At 48.2% G+C, this 24366-nt stretch carries 19 protein-coding genes; 13 read left to right on the forward strand and 6 right to left on the reverse strand.

Going from position 1 to position 24366, the window contains the following annotated elements:
- Positions 1-127: 127 nt before the first annotated feature.
- On the reverse strand, positions 128-694 hold the full coding sequence (locus AC5I6P_RS20955) for a pentapeptide repeat-containing protein (protein ID WP_495695703.1): 567 nt from the start codon (positions 692-694) through the stop codon (positions 128-130).
- Positions 695-853: 159 nt separating this feature from the next.
- On the opposite strand from AC5I6P_RS20955, the gene AC5I6P_RS20960 reads away from it, so the two are divergent.
- Entirely contained in the window at positions 854-1306 is a 453-nt protein-coding gene (locus AC5I6P_RS20960) for a YraN family protein (protein ID WP_495695704.1), read from the forward strand.
- A gap of 20 nt (positions 1307-1326) precedes the next feature.
- On the opposite strand, the gene AC5I6P_RS20965 is transcribed toward AC5I6P_RS20960, so the two are convergent.
- Positions 1327-1716, reverse strand: coding sequence for a hypothetical protein (locus AC5I6P_RS20965; RefSeq protein ID WP_495695705.1), 390 nt, complete (start codon positions 1714-1716; stop codon positions 1327-1329).
- A gap of 195 nt (positions 1717-1911) precedes the next feature.
- Here AC5I6P_RS20965 and queA point away from each other — a divergent pair, with 195 nt between their 5' ends.
- Positions 1912-2997: a tRNA preQ1(34) S-adenosylmethionine ribosyltransferase-isomerase QueA gene (gene queA / locus AC5I6P_RS20970; protein WP_495695706.1), complete on the forward strand. Its 1086-nt coding sequence runs from the start codon at positions 1912-1914 to the stop codon at positions 2995-2997.
- On the opposite strand, the gene priA is transcribed toward queA, so the two are convergent.
- Positions 2990-5488, reverse strand: coding sequence for a primosomal protein N' (gene priA, locus AC5I6P_RS20975; RefSeq protein WP_495695707.1), 2499 nt, complete (start codon positions 5486-5488; stop codon positions 2990-2992). The two genes, queA and priA, sit on opposite strands and share 8 nt — an antisense overlap.
- Before the next feature lie 824 nt (positions 5489-6312).
- Here priA and AC5I6P_RS20980 point away from each other — a divergent pair.
- The 4 genes from AC5I6P_RS20980 to AC5I6P_RS20995 all read left to right on the forward strand — a co-directional run bounded on the left by AC5I6P_RS20980 (position 6313) and on the right by AC5I6P_RS20995 (position 9180).
- Entirely contained in the window at positions 6313-7524 is a 1212-nt protein-coding gene (locus AC5I6P_RS20980) for an RpoD/SigA family RNA polymerase sigma factor (protein WP_495695708.1), read from the forward strand.
- Between the two features lie 95 nt (positions 7525-7619).
- Positions 7620-8117, forward strand: a complete 498-nt coding sequence (locus tag AC5I6P_RS20985) for a GNAT family N-acetyltransferase (RefSeq protein ID WP_495695709.1) — start codon at positions 7620-7622, stop codon at positions 8115-8117.
- Positions 8118-8177: 60 nt separating this feature from the next.
- Positions 8178-8384: a glycogen debranching protein gene (locus AC5I6P_RS20990; protein ID WP_495695710.1), complete on the forward strand. Its 207-nt coding sequence runs from the start codon at positions 8178-8180 to the stop codon at positions 8382-8384.
- A 118-nt stretch (positions 8385-8502) separates the two neighbouring features.
- Positions 8503-9180: a potassium channel family protein gene (locus AC5I6P_RS20995; RefSeq protein WP_495695711.1), complete on the forward strand. Its 678-nt coding sequence runs from the start codon at positions 8503-8505 to the stop codon at positions 9178-9180.
- Here the strand turns inward: AC5I6P_RS20995 and AC5I6P_RS21000 are convergent.
- Complete coding sequence (locus AC5I6P_RS21000) at positions 9177-10760, reverse strand: cation:proton antiporter (protein WP_495695712.1); 1584 nt, start codon at positions 10758-10760, stop codon at positions 9177-9179. The two genes, AC5I6P_RS20995 and AC5I6P_RS21000, sit on opposite strands and share 4 nt — an antisense overlap.
- Positions 10761-10937: 177 nt before the next feature.
- Between AC5I6P_RS21000 and AC5I6P_RS21005 the strand changes: the two genes are divergently transcribed.
- From AC5I6P_RS21005 to AC5I6P_RS21035, 7 genes are all read left to right on the forward strand, one after another.
- Positions 10938-12197 carry an acetylornithine transaminase gene (locus tag AC5I6P_RS21005; RefSeq protein WP_495695713.1) on the forward strand — a complete coding sequence of 420 codons (1260 nt, stop codon included), beginning with the start codon at positions 10938-10940 and terminating at the stop codon, positions 12195-12197.
- Positions 12198-12288: 91 nt separating this feature from the next.
- Entirely contained in the window at positions 12289-12525 is a 237-nt protein-coding gene (rpmB, locus tag AC5I6P_RS21010) for a 50S ribosomal protein L28 (RefSeq protein ID WP_495695714.1), read from the forward strand.
- A 382-nt stretch (positions 12526-12907) separates the two neighbouring features.
- Complete coding sequence (gene hpsA / locus AC5I6P_RS21015) at positions 12908-18295, forward strand: hormogonium polysaccharide biosynthesis protein HpsA (RefSeq protein WP_495695715.1); 5388 nt, start codon at positions 12908-12910, stop codon at positions 18293-18295.
- A 19-nt stretch (positions 18296-18314) separates the two neighbouring features.
- The gene (locus AC5I6P_RS21020; protein WP_495695716.1) at positions 18315-19121 is read left to right on the forward strand and encodes a type IV pilus modification PilV family protein; all 807 of its coding nucleotides are present in this window, start codon (positions 18315-18317) and stop codon (positions 19119-19121) included.
- Positions 19122-19166: 45 nt separating this feature from the next.
- Positions 19167-20207 (forward strand): PilW family protein, encoded by a 1041-nt coding sequence (locus AC5I6P_RS21025; protein ID WP_495695717.1) that lies wholly within the window; start codon positions 19167-19169, stop codon positions 20205-20207.
- Positions 20208-20231: 24 nt separating this feature from the next.
- Positions 20232-20804, forward strand: coding sequence for a prepilin-type N-terminal cleavage/methylation domain-containing protein (locus AC5I6P_RS21030; protein ID WP_495695718.1), 573 nt, complete (start codon positions 20232-20234; stop codon positions 20802-20804).
- A gap of 13 nt (positions 20805-20817) precedes the next feature.
- Positions 20818-21471, forward strand: a complete 654-nt coding sequence (locus AC5I6P_RS21035) for a pilus assembly FimT family protein (protein WP_495695719.1) — start codon at positions 20818-20820, stop codon at positions 21469-21471.
- Here the strand turns inward: AC5I6P_RS21035 and glgB are convergent.
- On the reverse strand, positions 21468-23774 hold the full coding sequence (glgB, locus tag AC5I6P_RS21040) for a 1,4-alpha-glucan branching enzyme (RefSeq protein ID WP_495695720.1): 2307 nt from the start codon (positions 23772-23774) through the stop codon (positions 21468-21470). The two genes, AC5I6P_RS21035 and glgB, sit on opposite strands and share 4 nt — an antisense overlap.
- Positions 23775-24063: 289 nt before the next feature.
- A complete protein-coding gene (locus tag AC5I6P_RS21045; protein ID WP_162421800.1) occupies positions 24064-24363 on the reverse strand; it encodes a 30S ribosomal protein PSRP-3 in 300 nt (99 codons plus the stop codon).
- Positions 24364-24366: the final 3 nt, after the last annotated feature.

Here is a 24366-nt window from a genome sequence, read left to right on the forward strand (position 1 = left end):
GGAGAGATTTTATTGGTTTTACCCTGCTCCTGCTTCTAACTCGCAACTTGGGTTAGTAGAAGTGTCTCTGCTACGAGAGCGTGATTCAAAGTTCTAGCGCGATCGGTACATTAAAGGTCTAATCTTATTAATCGCAGAACAGCGTCTCGCGGGTATTGCGCCCCGTCGTAGGATTCGTTCCCCTGGCGATGTCACAGAGTACGACTAACGCATCGGGTCTGACCTGAACATCGGTAAAATCTGCCCCGTCGATCGTTGCGCCGTCGAACTTCGCGTTAAACGCAAAGGCTCCTTCCAAGATGGCATTGGTTAAATTGGCATTCGTTAGCCGTGCTGCGTCCAAGGTGCTGTTACTCAAATTTGCACCTTCAAGATTGATTCGCTCTAAATTCGCTCCAAAAAAGCTCACGCCTCGAAGATCGGTATGACTAAAATTCGCATCCCGAAGATTTGATTTTGTAAAACTTGAATCGGTCAGCACCTGTCCTGAAAAATCTTTACCAATCAAAAATGCCTTGTTGAAATCTTCTGCCAAGGCAGGGGCAGAAAGTCCTCCAAACGTCACCGCCAACATTAGCGCGATTAGCGCAAAGTGCAACAGCGTAGGAACCGCACTCCGCATCTTTTGGAGCAGGGTAAAGCGTTTAAAGATCGACGAAGCACGCGAGAGCAAGACAGCGTTTCTACAACTCATTTTCGATAAGTCAAACCAAAAGGGTGATTAGCACTCATATTTGGGAATGTTTGAGACAGAGCGCGAATACACTTGGCGTAGTGAATCGTTCTGATCCTCGCCTCACAGTGCGTCTCACAATCATTGCGTCTCAAAATTCCATTTTTGATCGTACCTGATGTGGACTCCCCTACACCTTCTGATCAAGCTAACTTAGGGCTCTTAGGCGAAGCGTTTGTCGCCACGTGGCTACGATCGCACGGCTGGCAAATTTTGCACCAACGCTGGACGTGCCGCTTTGGAGAACTCGATCTCGTCGCACAACTGCCCAAAGAAAATTCCCTGATTGCATTTGTAGAGGTAAAAACCCGCAGTCAGGGAAGTTGGGATGAGGATGGATTGCTAGCAGTCACGCCTGCAAAGCAAGCAAAACTTTGGAAAACAGCACAATCGTTTCTGGTGAAATATCCTCACCTTGTAGATTATCCGTGCCGCTTTGATGTCGCGATCGTCAAACGCCAGAGGTCTCCATCAAAGCAGTCTGTGAGGAGGAGTTCTCAGTTTAGTCAGGTCGTCGCAGGGCACGAACTCACCCTGCAAACTTACGTTCCTAACGCATTCACACAACTCTAAACCAGATAAGTTAAGAATTTCTAGGCAAGAGTTTCAGGACAGTAGCCCAACCCCTGCACAAACTGTTGACGAAACTCCTCGATTTCAACGCTATCCGGCATTCCGTGAGACACTACCGCAACCTGATAGCGTTGCATCACTTCGACTGGAGACTGGCCTGTTTCAAGTCCCCAGAGCACCATTTGAATCCGAATCCCTGGCTGATAAGGAATGCCCAACTCTTTCATAAACGCCTGAAAATCGCCGTCTTGATCCGCATCAAGCGCGTGATCCATCTTGACTCTAACGACCCAACCGTCGATTTGGTGAATGACAGTCATATAGCTGACGGGCAGTTGAGTTCTTCCGTGGAGAAACTCAACGATTCTCAGGGTGAGACTGGCATTCGCCAAATAGTAGAGATATTCCATAGAACTGTCCTTACCCAAGCAAATGCTACACCTCCTATGTTCGGGCTAACCTCGAGTTTCCGGTAGGGGAGAAGCACCCGATATCCTATGGGGAACCTCACCCATATCCACGTCGATAAAATGCAGTAAACGATGAACCCGCATTCCGGCTCATCATCACTGAACAACCGCTCATGATTTAATTGGGATGTTGCTGTGAAGGAACCTTCTGTGGATGCTGACCAGTTACTTGCCAGTTACGACTATTTTTTGCCAGAGAAACAAATTGCTCAATCTCCCATCACGCCTAGAGATCAGTCACGTCTCCTCGTGGTGCAAGATCAGCAACAGCATTGCCATCAGGTTTTTTGCGATCTGCCCAATCTCCTCAGGTCAGGCGACCTTCTAGTATTTAACAACACCCGTGTGATTCCGGCACGTCTTTTTGGTCAAAAAACAACGGGTACCGCTGTAGAAATTCTTCTTCTAGAGGAACAGCAGCGCAATCAATGGTTGGCGTTGGTTAAACCCGGTAGACGCCTGAAGCCAGGGAGCCAAATTGTGTTTGCCTCTCACCAGGAAACAGATGTCCATCTCACTGCTTCAGTTGTGGCAAGCGATGAAGCGACCCGAGGTAGAATTTTGCAATTTGAGGTGTCGGATGGGCGATCGCTGCTAGAAGTGGTTGAGCAGTTTGGTCAACTCCCGCTTCCACCCTACATTACCCAGGCTGACTCCCAGCCTGAACAGTATCAAACGATCTATGCCGATCGCTTGGGTGCAGTCGCGGCTCCAACGGCTGGGTTACATTTCACGTCGGAGTTATTCGAGCGCCTTGATGCTAAAGGAATTCAACGCGCCTTTGTGACGCTGCATGTCGGCGTTGGCACGTTTCGCCCTGTGGAAGTCGAAGACATCCGCCACCATCAGATGCATGGAGAATGGATTGAAGTTCCAGAAGAGACGGTGGAGCAAGTTCGGCAAACCAAAGCGAAGGGAGGACGAATTATCGCCGTGGGCACAACGGCGGTGCGATCGCTCGAAGGCGCGTCTCAATCGGGTGAACTCCGCCCCTATTACGGCAAAACAAATTTGTTCATCTACCCCGGCTATCAGTGGCGCGTTGTAGACGGACTAATTACCAATTTTCACTTGCCAAAATCAAGCTTATTAATGCTGGTGAGTGGATTGATTGGACGGGAACGACTGTTGGCACTTTATCAAGATGCGATCGCTCAAGGATACCGCTTCTACTCCTTTGGTGATGCGATGCTAATTTTACCCGAAGCAAAGCTCACATGAGATTCATCGGATCAACATCAATTGTGAGGCTGACGGTAGAACCACAGAGCGATCGCAGGTGAGCCAAGTCGGGTAATCCAGAAACATCGGCAGCCGGAAACTTGAGCAAAATCTGCCATCGATAGCGTTGAGCGACTCTCAGAATGGTGGCAGGAGCAGGTCCCAACACCTCATACTCTTCTGAGTGCGATAATTCTGCCGCCACGCGCTCTGCGGCTTTCTGCACCGCGATCGCGTTTCCTCCACTGATCCGAAATAGTACCAGGCGTCCGTAAGGTGGATAGTGCAGTGCCTCTCGCTGCTGAAGTTCTGCCGCTACAAACGGTTCATACCGCTGCCGCTGCACGGCCTGAATGACTGGATGATCGGGTGAGTAGGTTTGCAGAATCACTCGTCCGGGTTCTTCGCCCCGTCCTGCTCGTCCTGCAACCTGTACTAAGGTTTGGAACGCCCGCTCGCTGGCCCGAAAATCGGCAAGATTCAGCAAACCATCGGCGGAAATAATTCCCACGAGCGTCACTTGAGGTAAATCGATGCCTTTGGTAAGCATCTGCGTGCCGACGAGCAGATCGGCTTGATGATCGGCAAATTGGCCCAGAAGTGCCCGATGTGCTCCTTTCGCCCGTGTTGTATCACTATCAAACCGAATCGCTTTTAATTCTGGAAACTGCCGCTCTAACTCTTGGATTACGCGCTGAGTTCCACTACCAAACTGCTTAAAGTATGGTGATCCGCAGGACGGACACGCCTTTGGTTGGCCCTGGGCATGATTGCAGTAATGACAGCGCAACAGAGGTTTTGCAGTCTCGTGCGTGTGATGAAATGACAGCGACACATCACAGTTGGGGCATTCCATCACATAGCCACAACTCCGGCACGACACAAACGTACTGTGTCCTCGCCGATGAATGAATAGGAGTCCTTGTTGCCCGTGGTTTTTTAGTTGACGCAACCCTTTTTGCAGCGATCGGCTGAAAATCGAGCCGTTGCGATCGCGTAATTCTTGCCGCATGTCCACCACCTCGATCGTCGGCATCGGACGATCTAAAATTCGCTGTGGCAGCGACAGATAATGTGACTGAGGCTTGTTCTCTTGTGCCGTTACCCAAGATTCAAGCGACGGCGTCGCCGATCCTAAAATCAGCGGGCATGCTTCTAGTTCAGCCCGCCATCGGGCCACGGTGCGAGCGTGATAGCACGGTACAGGCTGATCTTGCTTAAAACTAGAATCGTGTTCTTCGTCGAGAACAATTAACCCAAGTTTGGGAAGAGGCGTAAAAATAGCCGATCGCGTCCCGATCGCAACTTGAGGCGTTCCGCTCAACATCTGCCGCCACGTATCAAATCGCTCTCCCTCGGAAAGGGCGCTATGGTAGACGCAGACTTGATGCCCAAATCTTGCCCGGAAGCGATCCGTGAGTTGCGGCGTCAATCCAATTTCAGGAACTAGGACTAACGCTGATTGTCCCCGGCGTAAGATAGGCGCGATCGCTTGTAAATACACCTCGGTTTTCCCCGATCCAGTCACGCCATGCAGCAGAATTTGAGCGAATCCTGACGTTTGACGAATCTCCTTTAGCGCTGACGCCTGAGCGTCTGTGAGCGATTTTTCTCCCTCTTCGCCTATATCTGGGGCGTATTCAGATCTCAACACTTCTCGCGGCTGCAAAACTAGACAGCCTTGCTGCTCCAATTTTCTTAGCGTCGGCGCGGTTGTGCGACACAGTTGCAGCAGATCCGTCATCCACATCTCGCCGCCTTGCCGCTTAAGAACTTCTAAAATCTCTCGATAACGATCGCTAATCCCTCCTTCTGTAGAAATTAGCGTGACCGCTTGACGCAACTTGGGTCGAACATTAGCCGGAGGCTCTAAATAGCTCTCCACCACATTCGCCTTCAAAAGCTCTTGTAACCCTCGATACGCACCCTGAACCTGACGCTGAATGAACTGCCACGAATAATCTTTCGTTTTGCTCGATTTTAGAAGAGACAGAATGTGCTGAGCCGCAGGTGATCCGGTTGTTTCGTCTGTTTCGTTTCCCAGAAGCCGGATTCGACGCTGCGATCGCGCCAGCAATCCTGGCGGTAAGGCAACCTTGACCACCTGCATCAACGACGTGTGATAGTACTCTGCAACCTGATTTAAGAGCGCCCAATAGGACGGCGGAAAAAAGCCTGCACTCACGATCGCATCGACGGATCGAATTTGATCTGCATCTAGATCGTCTGGCAAGACACTCAGTAAACGAACCGCGATACCGCCTACTTGTTGTGTACCAAAGGGCACGCTCAGAATGTCACCCACTTGAATGGCAGACTCGATTGGCAAGGCATAGGTGTAGAGTCCTTGCGTTCCTGGACAATCGACTAACACTTCCACCCAACGATTGAAGTTAGCCGCGCCTAGCTCCGCCATACCAGAAGAAGCATCAGTAGAGAAGAAGTCAAGCATACTGGCAGTCATAGACGGAATGGATTCGGAATTAAGCACCCGTGATTCTACAGCCCTGATCGCAAATTCCGTAACGAAAAGCGGTGAGCGGCGAACTCAGGACTAACAGACAACACTGCGATCGCCCACTTCGTAGATCTCTCACATTTACTTCAAGTGGTGCAAATATATGAAAAAGTAGTGCAAGTAAACTACTCCTTCATTTTAGCGAGCGACCGAGTTTACAGAATAAGGCATCTCCGCGACTAGCGCTGTAAAATCGCAGCAACAAGTTCCCTTTGTGTTAGAAACTACTCATTGTAGTTTTGGAAACTACTCATCTTGCTTAGATCCTACTTGCTGCTTTTCCCACCATTGGTAGAGATGAAAATCTGATTCTGTATGAGAGGCTGTTATAGCAGCAAACAAAAAATAACAAAACGCTGCCGCAGCACTTTAGTTGCACGGCATACCAAAAAAAATTGGTGTCGTCGCTAGAATCTAAAGTGATCCTGAGAATTTAAAGCATTCAAGGATCTCCATCCTGTTCTGTTAGGGAATCGAGGATTCGTCAAGTTAATCTTAACGTGTTGAACCTCAGCTTCCGACTTGAGCTTTTGATTAAAGGATCAGCAAAGAGCTAATTCTAGAAAGGCACCTGAAGGTAGATTTCTGTCTCTTTCATGACTTAACCTTTCTCAAGCGTTTTAGTTTCTTCTTTAGCCTTTTGTAGCTTGTAGATTTATGGTATCAACGTTCATTTTTTTAACATTAATCTGGATGGCTGAAATCGTTAATTCTGAAGGTACGAAAGCAGCAGAAAGTAATTCTCTTCTGAAACGAAAACTCGTTGAGTAAAGCTACATCAATAATACGGCGTTGATATGAACGAGCAAAGCAACAGTTCTCGCACAGAAACTCTTCCCAATCGTACTTTGGACTTTGTGATTAGTGAAGCCGACTCAAATCCTGCTGACTCTCAGCACTTAGAGCCAGACATAGATTTTTCAGAAGTGCTTCCGACTGAAGGGGACACTGACTTCGATGGGTTAGAGGGTATCGCGGACGATCTAAGTGGTACGGATGAAGTCAAGGATGCGATCGATCAGATTGCTTCGGCTCGGTCGGCAGGATACAGCAAAACGGTCGCAGATGATGCCGTGGGCGCTTTCTTTAAAGAAATGGCACGCTACCCTCTGCTAAAAGCTGATGAAGAAGTTGAGTTAGCTCGACGAGTCAAGTACATCGTCGAGATGGAAGAGATCCAGCGACAACTCTTTCAAGAACTGGGGCGCACTCCTACCAGAGCCGAGTTAGCTGAGCGAGTTGGCTTAACCGAGCGGCAGCTTGAGAGTCGATTGCACCGGAGCCGGGTAGCAAAGCGGAAAATGATTCGCTCCAATCTTCGCCTCGTGGTATCGATCGCAAAACGCTACCTCAATCGCGGCGTGCCGTTCTTAGATTTGATTCAAGAAGGAGCGCTGGGCTTGAATCGGGCGACCGAAAAGTTTGATCCCGACAAGGGCTACAAGTTCTCGACCTACGCTTACTGGTGGATTCGCCAGGGGATCACTCGGACGATCGCGAATGATGCCCGCACGATTCGTCTGCCAATCCATATTGTTGAGAAGCTCAACAAACTGAAGAAAGCCCATCGCGAACTCAAGCGAGAACTGCATCGTAACCCAACTGAAGCGGAACTTGCGCAGTCCTTAGAGCTGACTGTTGAGCAGCTTCAACACCTCCAGCAAGTTCGCCGCCAATCGCTGTCATTGAACCACCGAGTTGGGAAAGGTGAAGACACCGAGTTAATGGATCTGCTAGAAGATGGGGATACACAATCGCCAGAGTCCCAGATGAGCGAAACGATGCTCCGCCAGGAGATTTGGGATGTTTTAGGTAACGTGTTGACTCAGCGCGAGAAGGACATCATTTCGTTACGCTATGGTCTGACTACCAGCAAGCCTTGCACCTTGGAAGAAGTAGGTGGCATGTTCAATCTTTCGCGAGAACGAGTCCGTCAGATTCAGAGCAAGGCAATGCGAAAGCTGCGTCGTCCTCAGATTGCGGAGCGATTAAAAGGTTGGTTGGGCTAGAACAGCAATTAGTTTTAAGAAATTAGTTTTAAGATATGGGTTTTGAGTGACTATGTGGCTCAAAACTTATATTTTTTACGCCTTCCAACTTAATAATGTTCAAAATTCGTTCTGCGATCTCCTCAGATGTCCCTGAGATTTTCTCGCTCATTCAAGCTTTGGCGGAATATGAGAAATTAGCTCATCAAGTCACTGGCTCGGCTGAAGCATTGGCGCTGCATTTGTTTGGTGATCCTTCCAAACCAGGTGGCACGTGTGTTGAAGCGATCGTAGCCCAATCTTCTGATCAGCTTGTTGGATTTGCCCTCTTCTTCCACAACTATTCCACCTTTCTCACCAAGCCCGGACTCTATCTTGAAGATCTTTTTGTTCTGCCCAACTACCGAGAAATGGGGATCGGTCGCGCCTTAATTACAAAGGTCGCTGAAATCGCGGTTGAACGCAACTGCGGACGCTTGGAGTGGAGTGTGTTGGATTGGAACGAAAACGCGATCGCATTCTACCAACGCATCGGAGCGACTGTTCTCCCAGATTGGCGCATCTGCCGGGTGACAGGAGATGCTCTCCAGCACATGGCGCGGCCTAAGCCTTGAAACTCTGCCAATTTCCCGTATTCTGTAAGTAATCTCCTATTAGTCTTGGAGGATGTGATCGTGGCAATTTGGGTAAATGAACAGCTTGATCCTGTTGGATTAGTCTATGCGTGCATTGCTTGCCGTGACGAAACTCAAGCCGAGGCCTGTCACCAGTCGTTTGATGACAATCTCACCGATACTCAAAAAGCAGAAGGCTGGAGCGCTCGCATCCGGCAAGTTGACTCTTGGGATGAAGTGCCTGTCAATTCTTTAAAGCTGGACTAACGCTTGCGTCAGCTCTGCGGCATTGCAAGATCCCCTCAAAAGCCCTCAAAAACAAAGGCCTTGCTCTCTAACGTTTCTTCGCTTAAATAATGATAGAGAAAAACTTAGAGAGGTCGCTATGTATGTCTTAATTGGGGGTGCAGGGCTGATTGGGCTGAGTCTGGCACAGCGCTTAGTCGATTTAGGACACACCGTTGCCATCATCGATATTAATCCTGCGGCCTGTCACTATGCCCGCGAGCAGTTGGGTGTGATTACGTTTGAAGGCAGTGCCGTTAGCACAGAAGTCTTGCTAGAAGCAGGCATCCGAAAAGCAGATGCTTTGGTGGCGGTGCTGCGAGATGATGCGCTTAACCTGGCTATGGTGACACTAGCAAAACATTACGGTGTCCCACACATTTTGGTGCGAATGCGCCACCGAGATTTTGCTGGACCCTATCGATTTGCGGGGGCAACCCATGTGATCAATGCGATCGAACTGGCGGTTTCGACGATGGTTAACGTGATCGAATATCCGCAAGTCGAGTCGATCATGCACTTTGAGCAAGGACAGATTGAAGTTGTCAAACTGCCGATTTCGGGAAACTGTAACGTGGTCGGTCGAAGCGTTGCCGAAGTGGCTCAAGATCCAAAATTTCCTCAGGGATCACTCATCATTGGCTATCAGCCTCAGGCTCACATGGATCTGATGATCCCCAACGGCAGCACCATTCTGGAGCCGGAGTCAACGGTTCTAGTGGCGACGAAACCCGGATTGATGCACGAGATCATTGATTTTATGCAGAACTGCGCTTAATCATCCTCCAATCCCAGCAATTGCTGATCGAGCGCCGCTAATCGCGATCGCACCACGTCTTCCGACAAAATGCGCTTCCGCAGTGCGTCACTCAGCGCATTTTTCTCAGCCAGCAGCAACCGCCGCCGTACTGCTTCAAATCGAGGTTCTGCTCGGCGTCCCTTTTCTTCGCGCTGATTGTAGAAATCTCTCAGCGATCGTTCTGCGGCAGCGACCTTAACCTGATAGCCCGATCGCATCTCTTCGTAGATTGATTTGGCTAAAACACCTGCTTTAAGCAAGGTGTCTAATTCATCTTGGGCAGCTTTAGCGGTCATTAGCTGAGACTGTAATCCTTCGATCCACTGCTGTGTCGGAGACACATGCGATAGCTGCAAACGCTGCACAAACAAGGGCAAACTCAGCGCCTGTCCCATCAAAGAGAGCAGAACCACCCCAAATACGATCGCAATTAATGCCTCTCGCCCCGGTAGCGATCCCGGCAAACTCAACACCAAGGCCATCGACAGCGATCCCTTAATATTTCCAAGAAATAAAACGTGTCGCCACTTGAGCGGTACAGGACGGTCAAACTTGCTGACAAGAGCTAAGAGCGGATAAACTGCCAAAAATCGTCCCATTTGATACGCCAGAACTGCAAGCAGGACAGCAGGCAATGTTCTCCATAAGGTCGGCAAACTCAGTTCCAGTCCAATCAGTAAAAAAATAAAGGTGTTGACGCCAAACCCGGCATACTCCCAGAAGCTCAACACCGTGATCCGACTTGAAGCAGACACCCGGCTCGATCGCTCTAAATTGCCAATGAGCAACCCCGCCACGACAACCGCAACGACCCCTGAAACGCCTAAAAGCTGACCCAATTGAAAGGCACTGAGCGCGATCGCAACCGTCAACAAAATACTACTAAGCGGATCATCATCAGACCGGACGTACAGCCCAATGCCTAAATATCCAAGAGCGATCCCGACGACTAACCCACCGACCATCACAACCAATAGTTCTTGAATGCCCTCAAAAACGGTGACGCTCCCGGTGGCATTAAATTTAAGGATTAAACTAAATAAAACTAGAGCAATTCCATCATTAAAGAGACTTTCGCCTTCTACAATCGTGATTAGCCGCGATGGAACCGAGATTTCCTTAAACACTGCAATCACTGAAACCGTATCCGTAACGGCAAGAATGACGCCGACCAGTAGAGCAGGAATCCATTCCAAACTTAACCCAAACTTCAGTCCAACTGCCGTTACCCCAGCGGCTATCACAACTCCTGGGCCCGCAAGTAACAAAATTGGCTTTAATGTGCTGCGAAGTCGGCTAATGTCAGTATTAATGGCCGCTTCAAACAGCAGAATCGGCAGAAACAGATTAATGATGAGTGAGGAATCCAATCCAATGCGACTGGGCAAAAACTCCGCGATCGCGAGTCCTGCCAATACCAAACCCGTCGTATAGGGCAACTGCAATCGACGGGACAAGAGAGCTACGATGGTTGCCACGAGCAACAGAATAATTAAAACCGTCACCAGTTCCGCAAACCGCCCTTGGTCACTTCCAACTATCGCAATTAACTGTGTCATAACCTTGTGACTTCTATCCCCGCGATTGTCTCTACTGACCTTACCTGGTTTCATACTGATCTCTATAAGATCGATATAGAGATTTTGATCCGCCTTTCCCGCACAGGAGGAACTCCTCTACACTGTGCATACTGAAGTTCTCGATTTTCACCTTCAATTTATTAAGGAATTAAATCAGTGAGTCCAGAAATCCTTGTCAAAACCCCTTCAACGTCCAGCTCTTTCACTAAAACTGAGTTTGACGAATACGTGATGAAAACCTACGGACGGTTTCCGTTAGTCCTAGAACGAGGACAAGGTTGCCACGTATGGGATGACCAAGGACGAGAATATCTGGATTTTGTCGCAGGCATTGCCACCTGCACACTAGGGCATGCGCATCCGGCGATGGTTGCTGCCGTTACCGAACAGATTCAAACCCTACATCACGTCTCAAACCTTTACTATGTCCGGCAACAAGGCGAATTAGCCAAATGGCTCGTTCAGCATTCCTGCGCCGATCGCGCCTTTTTCTGCAACTCCGGAGCCGAAGCAAACGAAGGTGCAATTAAACTCGCTCGAAAGTATGGGCATACCGTTCTCAATATCGAGAATCCGATTATCCTCACGGCCCAGGCGAGTTTCCACGGACGTACCCTCGCCACTATCACGGCAACCGGGCAGCCTAAATATCAGAAGGACTTTAATCCTCTAGTGCCAGGATTTCACTACGTCCCGTACAACGATATTGCGACGTTAGAGAACGCGGTCGCGGATCTCGATCGGGATCCGCGCCAAGTCGCCGCCATTCTTCTCGAAGGGTTGCAAGGAGAAGGCGGTGTTCGTCCCGGAGATCGCACCTACTTTCAGCGCATCCGTGAGATTTGCGATCAAACTGGCATTCTTCTAATCCTGGATGAAGTTCAAGTCGGTATGGGCCGCACAGGCTCTTGGTGGGGTTACGAGAATCTGGGTATTGAGCCGGACGTTTTCACTTCTGCTAAAGGATTAGGGGGTGGAATTCCGATCGGGGCAATGCTGTGCAAATCCTTTTGCGACGTATTCCAGCCTGGAGATCATGCCAGCACGTTTGGCGGAAATCCGTTCGCTTGTGGAGTCGCCTTGGCAGTTTGTCAAACGTTAGAAAAAGAAAACATTTTGGCAAATGTTCGAGAACAAGGTGAGCATCTCAGATCGGGGTTGAAGCAGATCGCCGAGAAGTTTCCAACCCTCGTAGCAGAGGTTCGGGGCTGGGGCTTAATCAACGGCATGGAACTTCATGCAGAGGCAAGCTTAACGTCGGCTGATATCGTCAAAGCGGCAATGCAAGAAGGTGTTTTACTCGTTCCCGCAGGTCCAAAAGTTGTTCGGTTTGTGCCGCCTCTGATTGTAACGGCTGAAGAAGTCGAGCAGGTTTTACAGTCTATTGATGGCGCCCTTTCGACCTTATCTGCCTAATTCGTCTTATTTTTTGTTCTTGACAAGGGCAAGACTTGGTAGAATAGAAAGCTGTACGCAAAATTTGTGTTTACGCAACTCGGAGATTACTATGGCGCGGAAATGTCAACTCACTGGTAAGAAGGCAAACAACGCCTTTGCTATCTCTCACTCTCACCGCCGGACTAAAAAGCTGCAAGAAGTCAATTTGCAGTGGAAACGCATTTGGTGGGAATCTGGCAATCGTTGGGTTAAACTGCGGCTCTCGACTAAGGCAATCAAAACACTAGAGCACAAAAGCTTGGATGTATTTGCAAAAGAAGCAGGCATCGATTTGAGCCGTCTGTAAGATTTTTTGCAAAACAGACCTTTTGCGATCGTTAATCTTGACGCTGAGAAAACTAATTCTCCGAGCCTGACTCAGATATTGATGCAGGTCTATATTGAAAAAACTGGGGTAGCAGTGATAGCACTAGCCCCAGTTTTTTATTGGAAGTTTTAGGCACTAAAACTTTTCAGTCTCTGATCGAAAAGAGGAGTCAGATGGGTAACATGAGTCCATTCATATCTGTGCGTCAAATTTTTTAGGCAAGTTTTATGAGCGCTTTAGCTCAGATCCCTTTTTATCACTTGAATTGTAAAGCCTTCTTGAACCGATCAAATCGCTCCGCCGTTCCCGCAGAGTAATCATTCTGACTCGTATATTTCTGGTTAACCTCAGTTCTGAGTGAATGAAGACAGTAGTTTTTCTCACTCAGTCAAAATCGCTTCCGCATCGTCTCTCTCGTGCTAAAACAGCAGCCATGTCACACCGCAAACTCGCTCAAGCAATTCAGGGACTATTCCGCCAAAGTTGGAGACTCTATCGATCTCTAACCAAAACCCTCATCAATTGGATTCTCCGAACTGCACTCTCTAATCAGCGTCGAGGAAGAGTCGCAACGGCTGGTTTTGTGTTGCCAACCACAGTGTTGCTCATTCTGGTCGTGGCACTGACCGTTGGTGCGCTCACCTTCCGGGCTTACAACCGCAACACTCAAGTCATTGGTGAAGCACAGCAGAGAGTCATTTATAATGCGGCGACCCCAGCGATCGATCGGGCACGCTCTAAATTGGAGTTTTTGTTTGACTCCAACCGCGACACCCGATACCCCGGTGGTGTACCTGGTGAGAGCTTACTTTACAACATGCTGCTTAACGATGGCTCTGGTGGCATTGTCCAGCTTCCCGTGCAAGACGAGAACGGCAATCCAATTGACGCTTACAAATTGCCCGATGAGCAACGAATAGATCTTAATGGCGATACGAAAAAGGATAATGCCTGGACTTACCGTACTGACCTCGACAGCGATGGAAAAGCAGATGCAACGGTTGTCTACTCAGTTACCTTCAAAACTCCTACTCCTCAAGAAACGCCGACACAACGAAGTACAAGTGAACAATTACTTTCCTTAAAAGACACTGAAAAAGCGGCTCAGTTAATTGTTCGCCATGGCCCGTTAAGTAATGATCTTAAAGCAATTGGCTGTGGAACAAGTAATAGCGGAAACAACGCACCAGAAGGCGGATGGTTTGAAGATAGCAGCAATACTTCAACGCTTCTGAAAAATTTTCAAGTTGATGCCCTAGTCATTCCAGACAGCGCAAAATCAACCGCTGTCACTCTAGAACTGCACCAAGATCGCCGCATTAATCGAGGCAACAAATGGGGAGCTTGGTTTCGTAATGATCTAGAAATTTATCCAGGTCAGCTGTTCAATTGGAACGGGGCAATGCATACCGAAGGAAGCTTAATCCTTGGCGAGAATGGCAAGCTCAATGCTCATCTGGTCAGTGGTAAAAACTCTTGTGTCTATAACCCAGCTTCTAACTCCGAGATTACAGTTACAAACTACGTCGAAAATAAACAGACGTTGTTTCAAGGTGTTGTAATGGCTGGAACAACAAGGGACAACGACACTTCTGGATCGTCAAACATTTATATTCACGGAACCAATACCGCGAAGGCTCTGACTAATGTTAGTGATTCTGTTAAAGGCGACATTACTCCTATTGATATTTCGATCAATCCAAACAAGATTCTGACAGAAGATGGCTATACCAATCGAAACAATGGTAACAACACTGATCTACAAACATGGGACACAGGCAATAAATTCAAAGATTCAGACCTAGGAAAACGCATCAGAAACGTGACTGAGAAAGCGCCTTATATTGATGACCTTTACCGCGCTGACGATCGCTGGGGTCCGAAATATAGGTACGACAACAACAACAACGGGCAAATTCCTCCCGGCAAGAAAGTAGGCGACCCGATCGTTGGGAATGAATACTCTCGACTGACTCTGCAAGATCCGCCCTCTACGGCTGTGGACAGTGAGGGTGCTGTCGGTTTAGATGGGTACTGGGAGCGTCGTGCCAGAAGCAAAGGATTACGAATTCTAGTGGGTGAAAGACTAGAGTTGGGAAATCTCAATACCTGGTTTGCTCCAAAGCAGAACTCTTCTGGAAACAATGACTACATTGAAGCAGGAGAAACCGAAGGCGATCCGTTGTATCCACCCACTGTTAAACCTTACCCTGTGCTGCCAGGAGCAACGGTAAAGCACATTGACGTGCAGCGACGGTCGCTAAGAGATAATGTGTCAGCCGCACAAGCCACGGCGATCTATCACTTCAATGTCAGCGAAAACAAAGATTACCCCGTCGCCTGTCTTGCAACGACGGCTCATCCGGGCACACCCACAACCTTACGGCGATCGATCAACTTTTTGCCGACCAAGTTTGCAACGGGAGGCGACAAGGATATTTCAACCTTTGAGTTTCTAGGAACGAATCTCTTCGTCGGTCAAGGCTCCAACGGTTGGGAATTTAACCCGCCTGCCAACACTGCTGCCCAGTTTGAGCAAGCGATGAATTCTGATAGCGCTTTACGCAAAGCATTATCTAACCTTGCTCATTTCGCTGGCGATCCAGATGGCGCGTATCCACCTAAAACAGGCGACTCAAAGGCTCATCCCTACCCTGCCTTAACGATGTGGGGCAACTTCTCCAACTTGAGAAGAGTGATAAACAGGCTAGAGGCTGGCACTAGTTATGCAAGTCTCAGTATTGCAGATAAGACTTATCTCCAAACGGCGGCTTGTACACTAGGGGTTTTGGCGTACAACATTGATGGGATCCAGCAATTCGACCCATCTAATCCAAACAATGATTTGAAGCCAGACAGAGATCCGATCCCGGCACTGAATGCAAACGGTAGAGTTTTGTCAGATTTAGCGGCGCGGCTCTTTGGGCTGATGGATGGCGTAGTCACAAGTGCGGAAAGCGAGGTGCTGCCGAAGTCGCAGTTAAGCACCTACAACTACGACCCAAATGGCGATTATCAAGGGCTTGGAGCCTACAATCCAAGAGACTACTACAACGTTCCACCGGAAGCCTTTATTGGGGTACTAAAGCGACAAATCGCTGCTACGACTAACTCAGATGTTGAGAACGATCCAAGAATTCGCATGGCTGAATTAATCATGCTGCACCACCAAATTCGACGCGATCGTACCTTCGGCTTCCGACCTTCTCCCGCTTTCGGAGAGTATGTCGTCAACTTCCAAACCGGATTCTATCCCGTCTTTCCAACTGCCTGCGACCCCGATGAGTTTACGTTTGGTGACAAGCTTCCCAATTTTTCTTCTGACGCCTTTGGTAATGATCCGGACGGTGTAGCTGGACGGGCTACTTCTTCAGTCGCCCTGGATGGAAAGCGAGACAATAGTAGGATACCAAAACTGACTCACAGGACATTGGGTAGGTACAGATTGGCTATCTCGCGGCTTTGCGGAACCATTGATACCCGCAACTATGTGCCCGGAGATCTCTCTGACGATAAACGAGCAACGGTGCTACCAAAGTTTCCTGCCTTGTATTACATTTTTCCAGAAGAGAGCCATTCCCTTCTTGGCAGTAACGATACAACTCGGAAGTACGACCACCGGCAGCCTGACGGCACCTCACTTCCGGGTAATCCTGATGTTGAACCTTATGTTCAAGATAGCTATGTCAAAACCACTAGCTTCACCTTCAAGAGAATTTCGGAAGCAACTCCTGGACAAGCAGGTAAAAATAGAGCGCAGTATGCACAACCTGAGTCTGGTCTAAAACTCAGCAATATCCAAGTAACTAACGGGATTAATGGCGATCTTCTACCATCTGCTGACAGTAGTCGTCCTTACTCCAGCATTCCCAAGTCGTCTCCCCCTACATGGACTTCCACTGTTCCTTTTCCACTTCCAGACCGTTCTGTTAAAGAAATTGCATTGCAGCCTAGAAGTCTAAGCGATTGGAAGTTGCCTAAAGTATCTCAACCAAGCCTTCCAGCAGGCAGTTACCCCGCAAACTTTAAAACTTCAGGTCCATCTGCATCAAGCGGTGTAAATCTGCCAACCAACTTTATCCTAGCCCCTGCTTCTGCTCAGACCACTGATAGCGCCATTGTTACAGCAGTGCCATTCCTCGATCGCGCCTTCTTCGATGGTCGTCAGTATTTACTGACCCGCACCTTAGACATCGATTTAGGAATGCTAAGAGATAACGCGGCTGGCACAGCAAATGTTTGGCTGCCTGAAAGTGGTATGGTATATGCCTTCCGTGAAGATGCTGTTCGTGAAGATGCCATTGACCGACCTGATTCGACATTGGGTATGGATCTAACGAATCCTGACGCGTCCAAGGATCCTGCTGTTGACGCACGAGGCATTTCAGCAAAAGCAATTGACTTCTTGCCAGATCCAGAGCGCAGAAGCCACGGATTCAGATTGCGTAATGGGGCACAAGTCAAGCGCACTGATGGTCTGATTGACGTGAAGAAAAACATCAGAGGGCTATCATTCTTTACGGATCAGCCTGTCTATATCCAAGGTGACTTTAACCTCCATCAAGACGGCACAGATACTATACGTGGGGAAAATATTGAGGAGTTTACACAACGACTGTTTGACTCATCGAGCAGCGCTTACACAAAAGAGGAGTTTTACAACCGAGAGACTAAAGATGATCGTTTCGCTAAACCGACTCTAGACCGTTGGCGTCCTTCAGAAATTTTTGCTGACAGCATCTCGATTCTCTCAAGCAGTTTTTGCGATGGCAGCATTGCTGACAGCTTCATTCAGCCTGGCACTAGATCTGGAACATTAGTCCCCGACTTTATACTGCCAGCAGCAGGTAGCGGCAGCCCTCCAACTGTAGGAGCGCTCAATGCCGATCGAACCCGTTACAACAGATTTGGTTTGTATGGTCCTGGCTGTTCCTCCAACGGACGCACGTCGTTTCACAATCAAAACCGTCCTAAGTCACCTTTAGAAACTGGTTATGACTGGGTGCGAGAAAACTCTTCTCTTGTTACATACTCACAGCGATATATATCTCCAACAGGATCTACATCTACAACACAGAGCAGATTGGACTACTGGCCAGATTACACATCGCCCATCAAAATTTCTCGCGCTGGTCAACCTGTAGTGGCAGGTCCTCAAGCTTTAGGCAGCCAACCAACTAGCCCTACAACTCCACAGCCTGTCAACAAACCACAGACTTATGCAGGAAGAGGTCTTACATACTTCACCATCGAGGAGAAAGACAAGGGAGCGCGTCTCATGACGCCTAGTGAGACGAGAATTAATTCCATCATTGTGAGTGGTATTCATCCGTCTCGTAAAAACCAAGGCTATGGTGGACTTCATAACTTTCCACGCTTCCTTGAGAACTGGGAAGGCGGCAAAAAGGTATTCTTCGCTGGCTCTTTCCTACAGCTTAATTTTAGTAACTATGCGACTGCACCTTTCGAGACGGAAAGGTGGGAACCGGAAAATGCGGGCGTTGAGGTCGAGAGCGAGAGCATTCCTTATTACGAACCTCCCACCCGTTTTTGGGGATATGACGTAGGACTGCTCCTTAGTCCTGCGGGACCTGCTGCAAGCCGTTTCGTTACTTCTGATAAAAATCGCAGTGAATTTTATAGCGAACCCCCTGCAAACGATCCGTACATTGCCAAACTCTGTACGGCAGTGAAGGCCAGCACTGGAATTGTTCCAGCTGGGGTCACTGTTAACTGTCCGGGTAGCTAATAGTAAGCAGGAGTCTCAGATGTCATTACGCATTACTCACATAGGCAAGGCTATAGCTCCTGGCATAGCCTTACGGCTAGCACTTCAGTTGGTTCAGCGACGAGCGGTGAAACGCTCTGACGAAGGACTCACACTCATTGAAGGGTTAGTCGCCATAATTGTCGTCACAATTACCGTTGTCAGCATTACTCCTCCCATTTTTTGGGCAACTGGCTCTCGTGTGCAGACCCGGAGAGCAGAGCAAGCCTTGCAACTTGCTCAAGGAGAAATTGATCGCGTCCGCGCTTTGGTCGAGCGGGACAAATTTGACCTTACTAATCTGCCTCCCGATGCAGGCACCGAAGAAGAAGTCCGCGCTGGCATTGCTGCACCAAATAGCGCTCAAGAAAACAAAGTTGTGACTGCAAACCCGTCATGCTCATCCAAAACTAACGTATCGATTCCTGATGCTCAGAATAAGTACATTCAAGTCGATGTTGATCTGGATCAGAATGGCAATTGTGACGCCGATTTTCTTGTTCAAACCTTTCGTAGTCGAGGTCTCGATGCCAATGGTGCTGCGATCGCAGCAGGACAAAAGCCCGCAGGCTTTGTGATGGGAGTGAGAGTTTACTCTTTTGTTGCTAGAGAGAACCTGAATGCAAATAAGGGTGAGAAAGAGCAAGTTAGCCTGAAAGGAACAACTGGACTTGGCAACCAGTTGCAACGTCCCCTTGCAGTTCTTTACTCCACGATCGTGCCCAGTAACGCCAGTACGAATATGGATCTCTATAGAGCACTCTGCAAACCTACAAATACAGATCTTCAAGGTTCACGGAAGTGCTAAACAGCTACATGTTTTAGAGGTGAAATTCTATCAGAGATACCAACAATGTCCAGAACATTTTTTAAGCAAAGCATACTGCCACGTCTAGCAACATCAAAGCAAAAGCGAAACATGGGCTTCACGCTCATTGAGCTTTTAGTCGCGCTATTTATTGGCAGCGTGATTACGGGTGCGCTGCTGTTTATGGTCGTCAAGCTGTTAGAAACAAACCAGCGCGAGGCGGCGCGAAGCGATACACAGCGAGAAGTCCAAATGGCAGTAGACTACATTTCTCGCGATCTACGGGAAGCTGTTTATGTGTATGACGGTAACTGTCTTGTTGCTAATAGCGCTACCGTCAATACGAGCCAAGACTGTACTGGTTTACTCAGTTATCTCCCTGCACCTATTGCGGGCGGAACAAGCACTTTACCTGTTCTGGCGTTTTGGAAAGTGGAAGATCTTCCTCAAAACTTAAAAACTGCCTGTAGTAACAACGCGACCGCTTTTTCTAGCAGCACCGCCCTTCCTGCTGCCGTAGCGGGTGTTCCCTGCATTTCTCGTCGTATGTATACTCTGGTTGTCTACACCCTTGACTGGACTGCTTCTGAAAACTGGAAGGGTAAAGCTAGGATCAAGCGATACAACCTGCCTCAGTTTACTGACAGCAGCGTAGGGGCAGCAGGAACACAGCCCACCGTGACCAAAGGCTGGCTATACCCAGCAGGAGAAAGTACAGGTTTCAACTACTGGCCCCTAGATAAGAACTATAAAGACACTTCTGGTTATCAAAGGATAGATGGTGACACCGCTACAAATGCGAACAATCAAGTTTTGCTTGACTATATTGATAGGAATCAGCTAACTAGTGATGCTACCTGCCCTGATGACTACATTATGACTCCCAAATTGACTGTCTTCAGTGAAAGAAGAGGGTTTTACGTGTGTGTAAAGGGTAGAGAGAGTAACGGTACTTTAAACCAAGAAGTAGTTGTTCGCCTTCAAGGGAATGCCTCAGGTAGACCAGGAGTGAGTTCAAATAGTAATGTCCCACTTCCGTTAGAAACTCGTGTACTAACACGGGGCGTGTTAAACAAGAATATCTAAGGCTGGCTCAACTGGGGGAGAACGATGAAAAGGCAAAGATTTTCAAAGCGATCGACAGAAGGATTCACGCTGCTCGAAATGCTGGTGGTTATCATCATGATCGGCGTGATGTTTGCGATCGCGGCTCCTAGCTGGGTGGCTTTTCTGAACAATCAGCGGGTCAACACGGCTAGAAATCAGGTCTTCGAGACCCTACGAGCCGCCCAATCTGAAGCGAAACGCACAAAAATTAATCGTGCTGTCGTCTTCGACAACAATAGCAACACGCCTAGAATGGCGACTATTCCAGTTATGGGCGATTCAATTGATACTCCTAAAAGCAATGTTCAGAACTGGCAGACTTTGGGCAACGGGGATATCAAGCCTGGGACAATCAAAATCAATTCTGTACCAGCACCAGCAAGCCAACCTTTTGATGCTTCTGTCTTGTTTGATACCTATGGCAATGTGGTTAAAACCAACAACACTGCTTTAGATACAACCAACGGGTACAAAATCGTGGTTGGAGTGGTTAGTAGTACCAATCCTCGTCGTTGTGTCGCCATTAAAACGCTACTAGGTGCAGTGCAGGAAGGCACAGATACTGATTGTCAGTAGCCTAAGATCAAGCTTGCCATCGTTCGTCTTCATTCACTTGATTTTAGATCTGCCGATGCCGCTACACAATTGTCTACCGCAATTTAAGCGATTTGCCAAGTCGTATCGACGTGAAAAATGGAAACAGCACTTCGGTAGAACTAGATTAGATCAGGGTATGACGCTACTGGAAGTTCTGGTGGTTGTGGCCATGATTAGCATCACGGCCGCGATCGCGGCTCCGTCTTGGACTGCATTTCTCAACAATCAAAAATTGACTGTAGCGCAGAACCAAGTGTTTGATGTGATGCGGCAGGCACAAATTAAGTCAAAATTGCAGCGCATCAGATATGACGCATATTTCAGGCAATCAGGGAACAATGCTCAGTGGCTCATTTATCCAGTTAGTGAAGCTGGTGAGCTAACCGAGAGCCAACTCTCTAACTTGTCTTGGAGTAATTTAGGCGATGGAGTGCAGATAGATGCAGAAACCACTTTGGAAAAGAAAGGAACCATCTACAAGATTCGATTTAATGATTATGGTGAAGTGTCAGGGAGGTTTGGGCGAGTCACGCTATCCCTTTCTTCAGGCGGCTCTAAAAAACGCTGCGCAATCGTCTCTAGTTTATTAGGAGCAATGCGCGCAGGAGAGAGCCACCCTGAGAAAAAAGACCCAAAGTGCGACTAATCTTCTGTAGCGTGCTTCAGTTCTTTGGCATTTTGCGTCTTCTGGCGATCGAGCTTGAAGATCACCGTTGCTAAGGGCGGTAAGCAAAGATCCAGGGAGTAAGAGAAATTTTGGTACGCCCACTCTTCTGTCCACTTGCCACCGAGGTTGCCCATGTTGCTGCCACCATAGTCACGAGCGTCACTATTGAGGAGTTCTGTGTAAAATCCTGGTTCAGGAACGCCAACTCGATAATGGCTATGTGGTTGAGGCGTGAAGTTGCAAACCGTCAGAATAAAATCATCCGACTGCTGATCGCGGCGGATAAATGAGACAACACTGTGCCGATTGTCGCTACAGTCGATCCATTCAAATCCTTCTTGAGCAAAATCTTGAGTATAAAGAGCAGGTTCACGACGGTAAAGAGCATTGAGGGCAGAGACAAAGTGCTTCAGCTTTTGATGAGGATCAAACTGAAGCAGATGCCACTCTAAATCGCTCCACACATTCCACTCACTCCACTGACCAAACTCCATACTCATAAATAGAGTCTTCTTGCCCGGATGGGTGAACATGAAGGCATAGAGACATCGGAGGTTAGCAAACTTCTGCCACTCATCTCCAGGCATCTTACCGATCATATTGCTTTTGCCATGCACCACTTCATCATGTGAGAGTGCCAGCATGAAATTCTCGCTATGGTTGTACCACATGCTAAAGGTGACGTTATTTTGATGAAACTGACGGAACCAAGGATCCATGTGGAAATAATCCAACATGTCGTGCATCCAGCCCATGTTCCACTTGAGATTGAATCCTAAACCACCTACATACGTGGGCCAAGACACCATTGGCCAAGAAGTGGACTCTTCAGCGATCGACAAGACGCCAGGAAAATAACTGAAAATAGTATGGTTCATCTGCCGCAGAAAGTCGGCAGCCTCAATATTTTCTCGACCGCCATACTGATTCGTAACCCACTCGCCTTCTTTGCGCTGATAGTCAAGATAGAGCATGGAAGCAACGGCATCGACGCGAATTCCATCAATATGATATTTGTCAAACCAGAAGAGCGCATTCGCGACCAAGTAGTTTCGCACCTCATGACGCGCATAGTTAAAAACTAGCGTTCCCCACTCTTTGTGTTCACCCTTGCGAGGATCAGCGTACTCATACAAGTGGCTACCATCAAAGAATGCGAGTCCGTGACCGTCTTTGGGAAAGTGGCCTGGAACCCAATCTACGATCACACCAATTCCGTTCTGATGGCACTGATCCACAAAGTACATGAAATCTTCGGGAGAACCATAGCGGGAGGTGCAAGCGTAATGTCCAACGACTTGATATCCCCATGATCCGTCAAACGGATGCTCTGCGACTGGCAACAGTTCAATATGGGTAAACCCCAACTCCTTTACATAAGGAATGAGTTTATCTGCCAATTCTCGATAGGTTAAAAATCGCGCTCCTGGCTTTAGCTCCGACACAATGACAGCAGATGCCGTTTCTCCATTTGATAGTAGGGCGGGTTCTGTGGAGGAGGTATGTAGCCAAGACCCGACATGTACTTCATAGACCGAAATGGGCTGCGCTAGGTCGTTTTGGCGCCGCTTCTCCATCCACTCTTGATCCGTCCACGTGTAGGAATCTAGATCAGTGACAATCGATGCCGTTTTAGGACGAACTTCCTGCTGAAAACCATAGGGATCAGACTTTTCGTAGATGTGCCCTTCGTGGTTCTTAATTTCATATTTGTAGTGCGTACCTATGGTCAATTCTGGAATGAACAGTTCCCAAATTCCGGTAGATCCTTTCCGCATTTGATGCTTGCGCCCGTCCCAGTAGTTGAAATCGCCAATTACAGAGACATTGCGAGCGTTGGGTGCCCAGACAGCAAAGTAAACGCCTGTGATCCCGTTCTGAGTCGTGAGGTGCGCTCCGAGCTTTTCGTAAATTCGATGGTGATTGCCTTCGGCAAATAGATAGGTATCAAGTTCAGTTAAGAAGGGAGAGCGGAAGGCATAAGGGTCATAAATCACGCGCTCATTTTCGCCTTCTTTAATTCGCAGCTGGTAGTTCACCAAATCGGGAGTATCGATCACGCATTCAAAGAAATGAGGATGATGCAGCGATCGCATCGGATACTCGGTTCGCTGCTCTGGAAACACGACCGTTACTGCTTCTGCATTGGGTTGATAAGCACGCACCACCCAAACGGATTTGCCATCCTGCTCACTTTGATGAGGGCCAAGAACCTCAAAGGGGTCGTGATGCTGGTTCCAAACAATCCGTTCTACCTGGTCTGGGGCGATCGTCATAGACATGAAGCTTACCTACCTTAAAAATCAGTTGCTTAACGGCATAAAAACAAAATTTAGAGAGACCCTAGGTTAAGGATCTGTAATAAACCGTAGCAAATCATTGCAAAAGCTACAAATAATTTGGTGGCTTGTTTCTCCAATCATAGATCTGGTTTGTAGATTGTCACCAACCGCGTCCTGTTTGGCAATGAAAAACCCCAGTCCAGTTTGGAAAGGGGCTACAGAGTTTTGAAATGGGCGTTTAGCTGAAATCTAGATAGAGCCTTTGCCAGCGATGAAGCGAGCAACCAGGTCAGGCGCTACCTGTGAATGTCACTTCTGGAAATTTAGATTGAGCTTCTGACATTGGGCGCTTTCTGCCCTCTTCCTGCCAATAGTTGATCACTTCAGTGGCTTTGTTAAGCAACTCGACGCGATCGACCTCGGTAATCCAATGCTTCTTTTCTAATTCGGTTTTTAGCTGTTCCCAGGCATCGTTGCGGGGCCAAAAGAAGTAGGACGTTAGGGGACTTGTCCCTTTGCCTACGACTTGATCAACCGCTAAAGCAACGTTCTCTTCTAACCAAAGAACTTTTAGAATAAACTTCGACAAAAT

This window comes from Myxacorys sp., assembly GCF_059501405.1.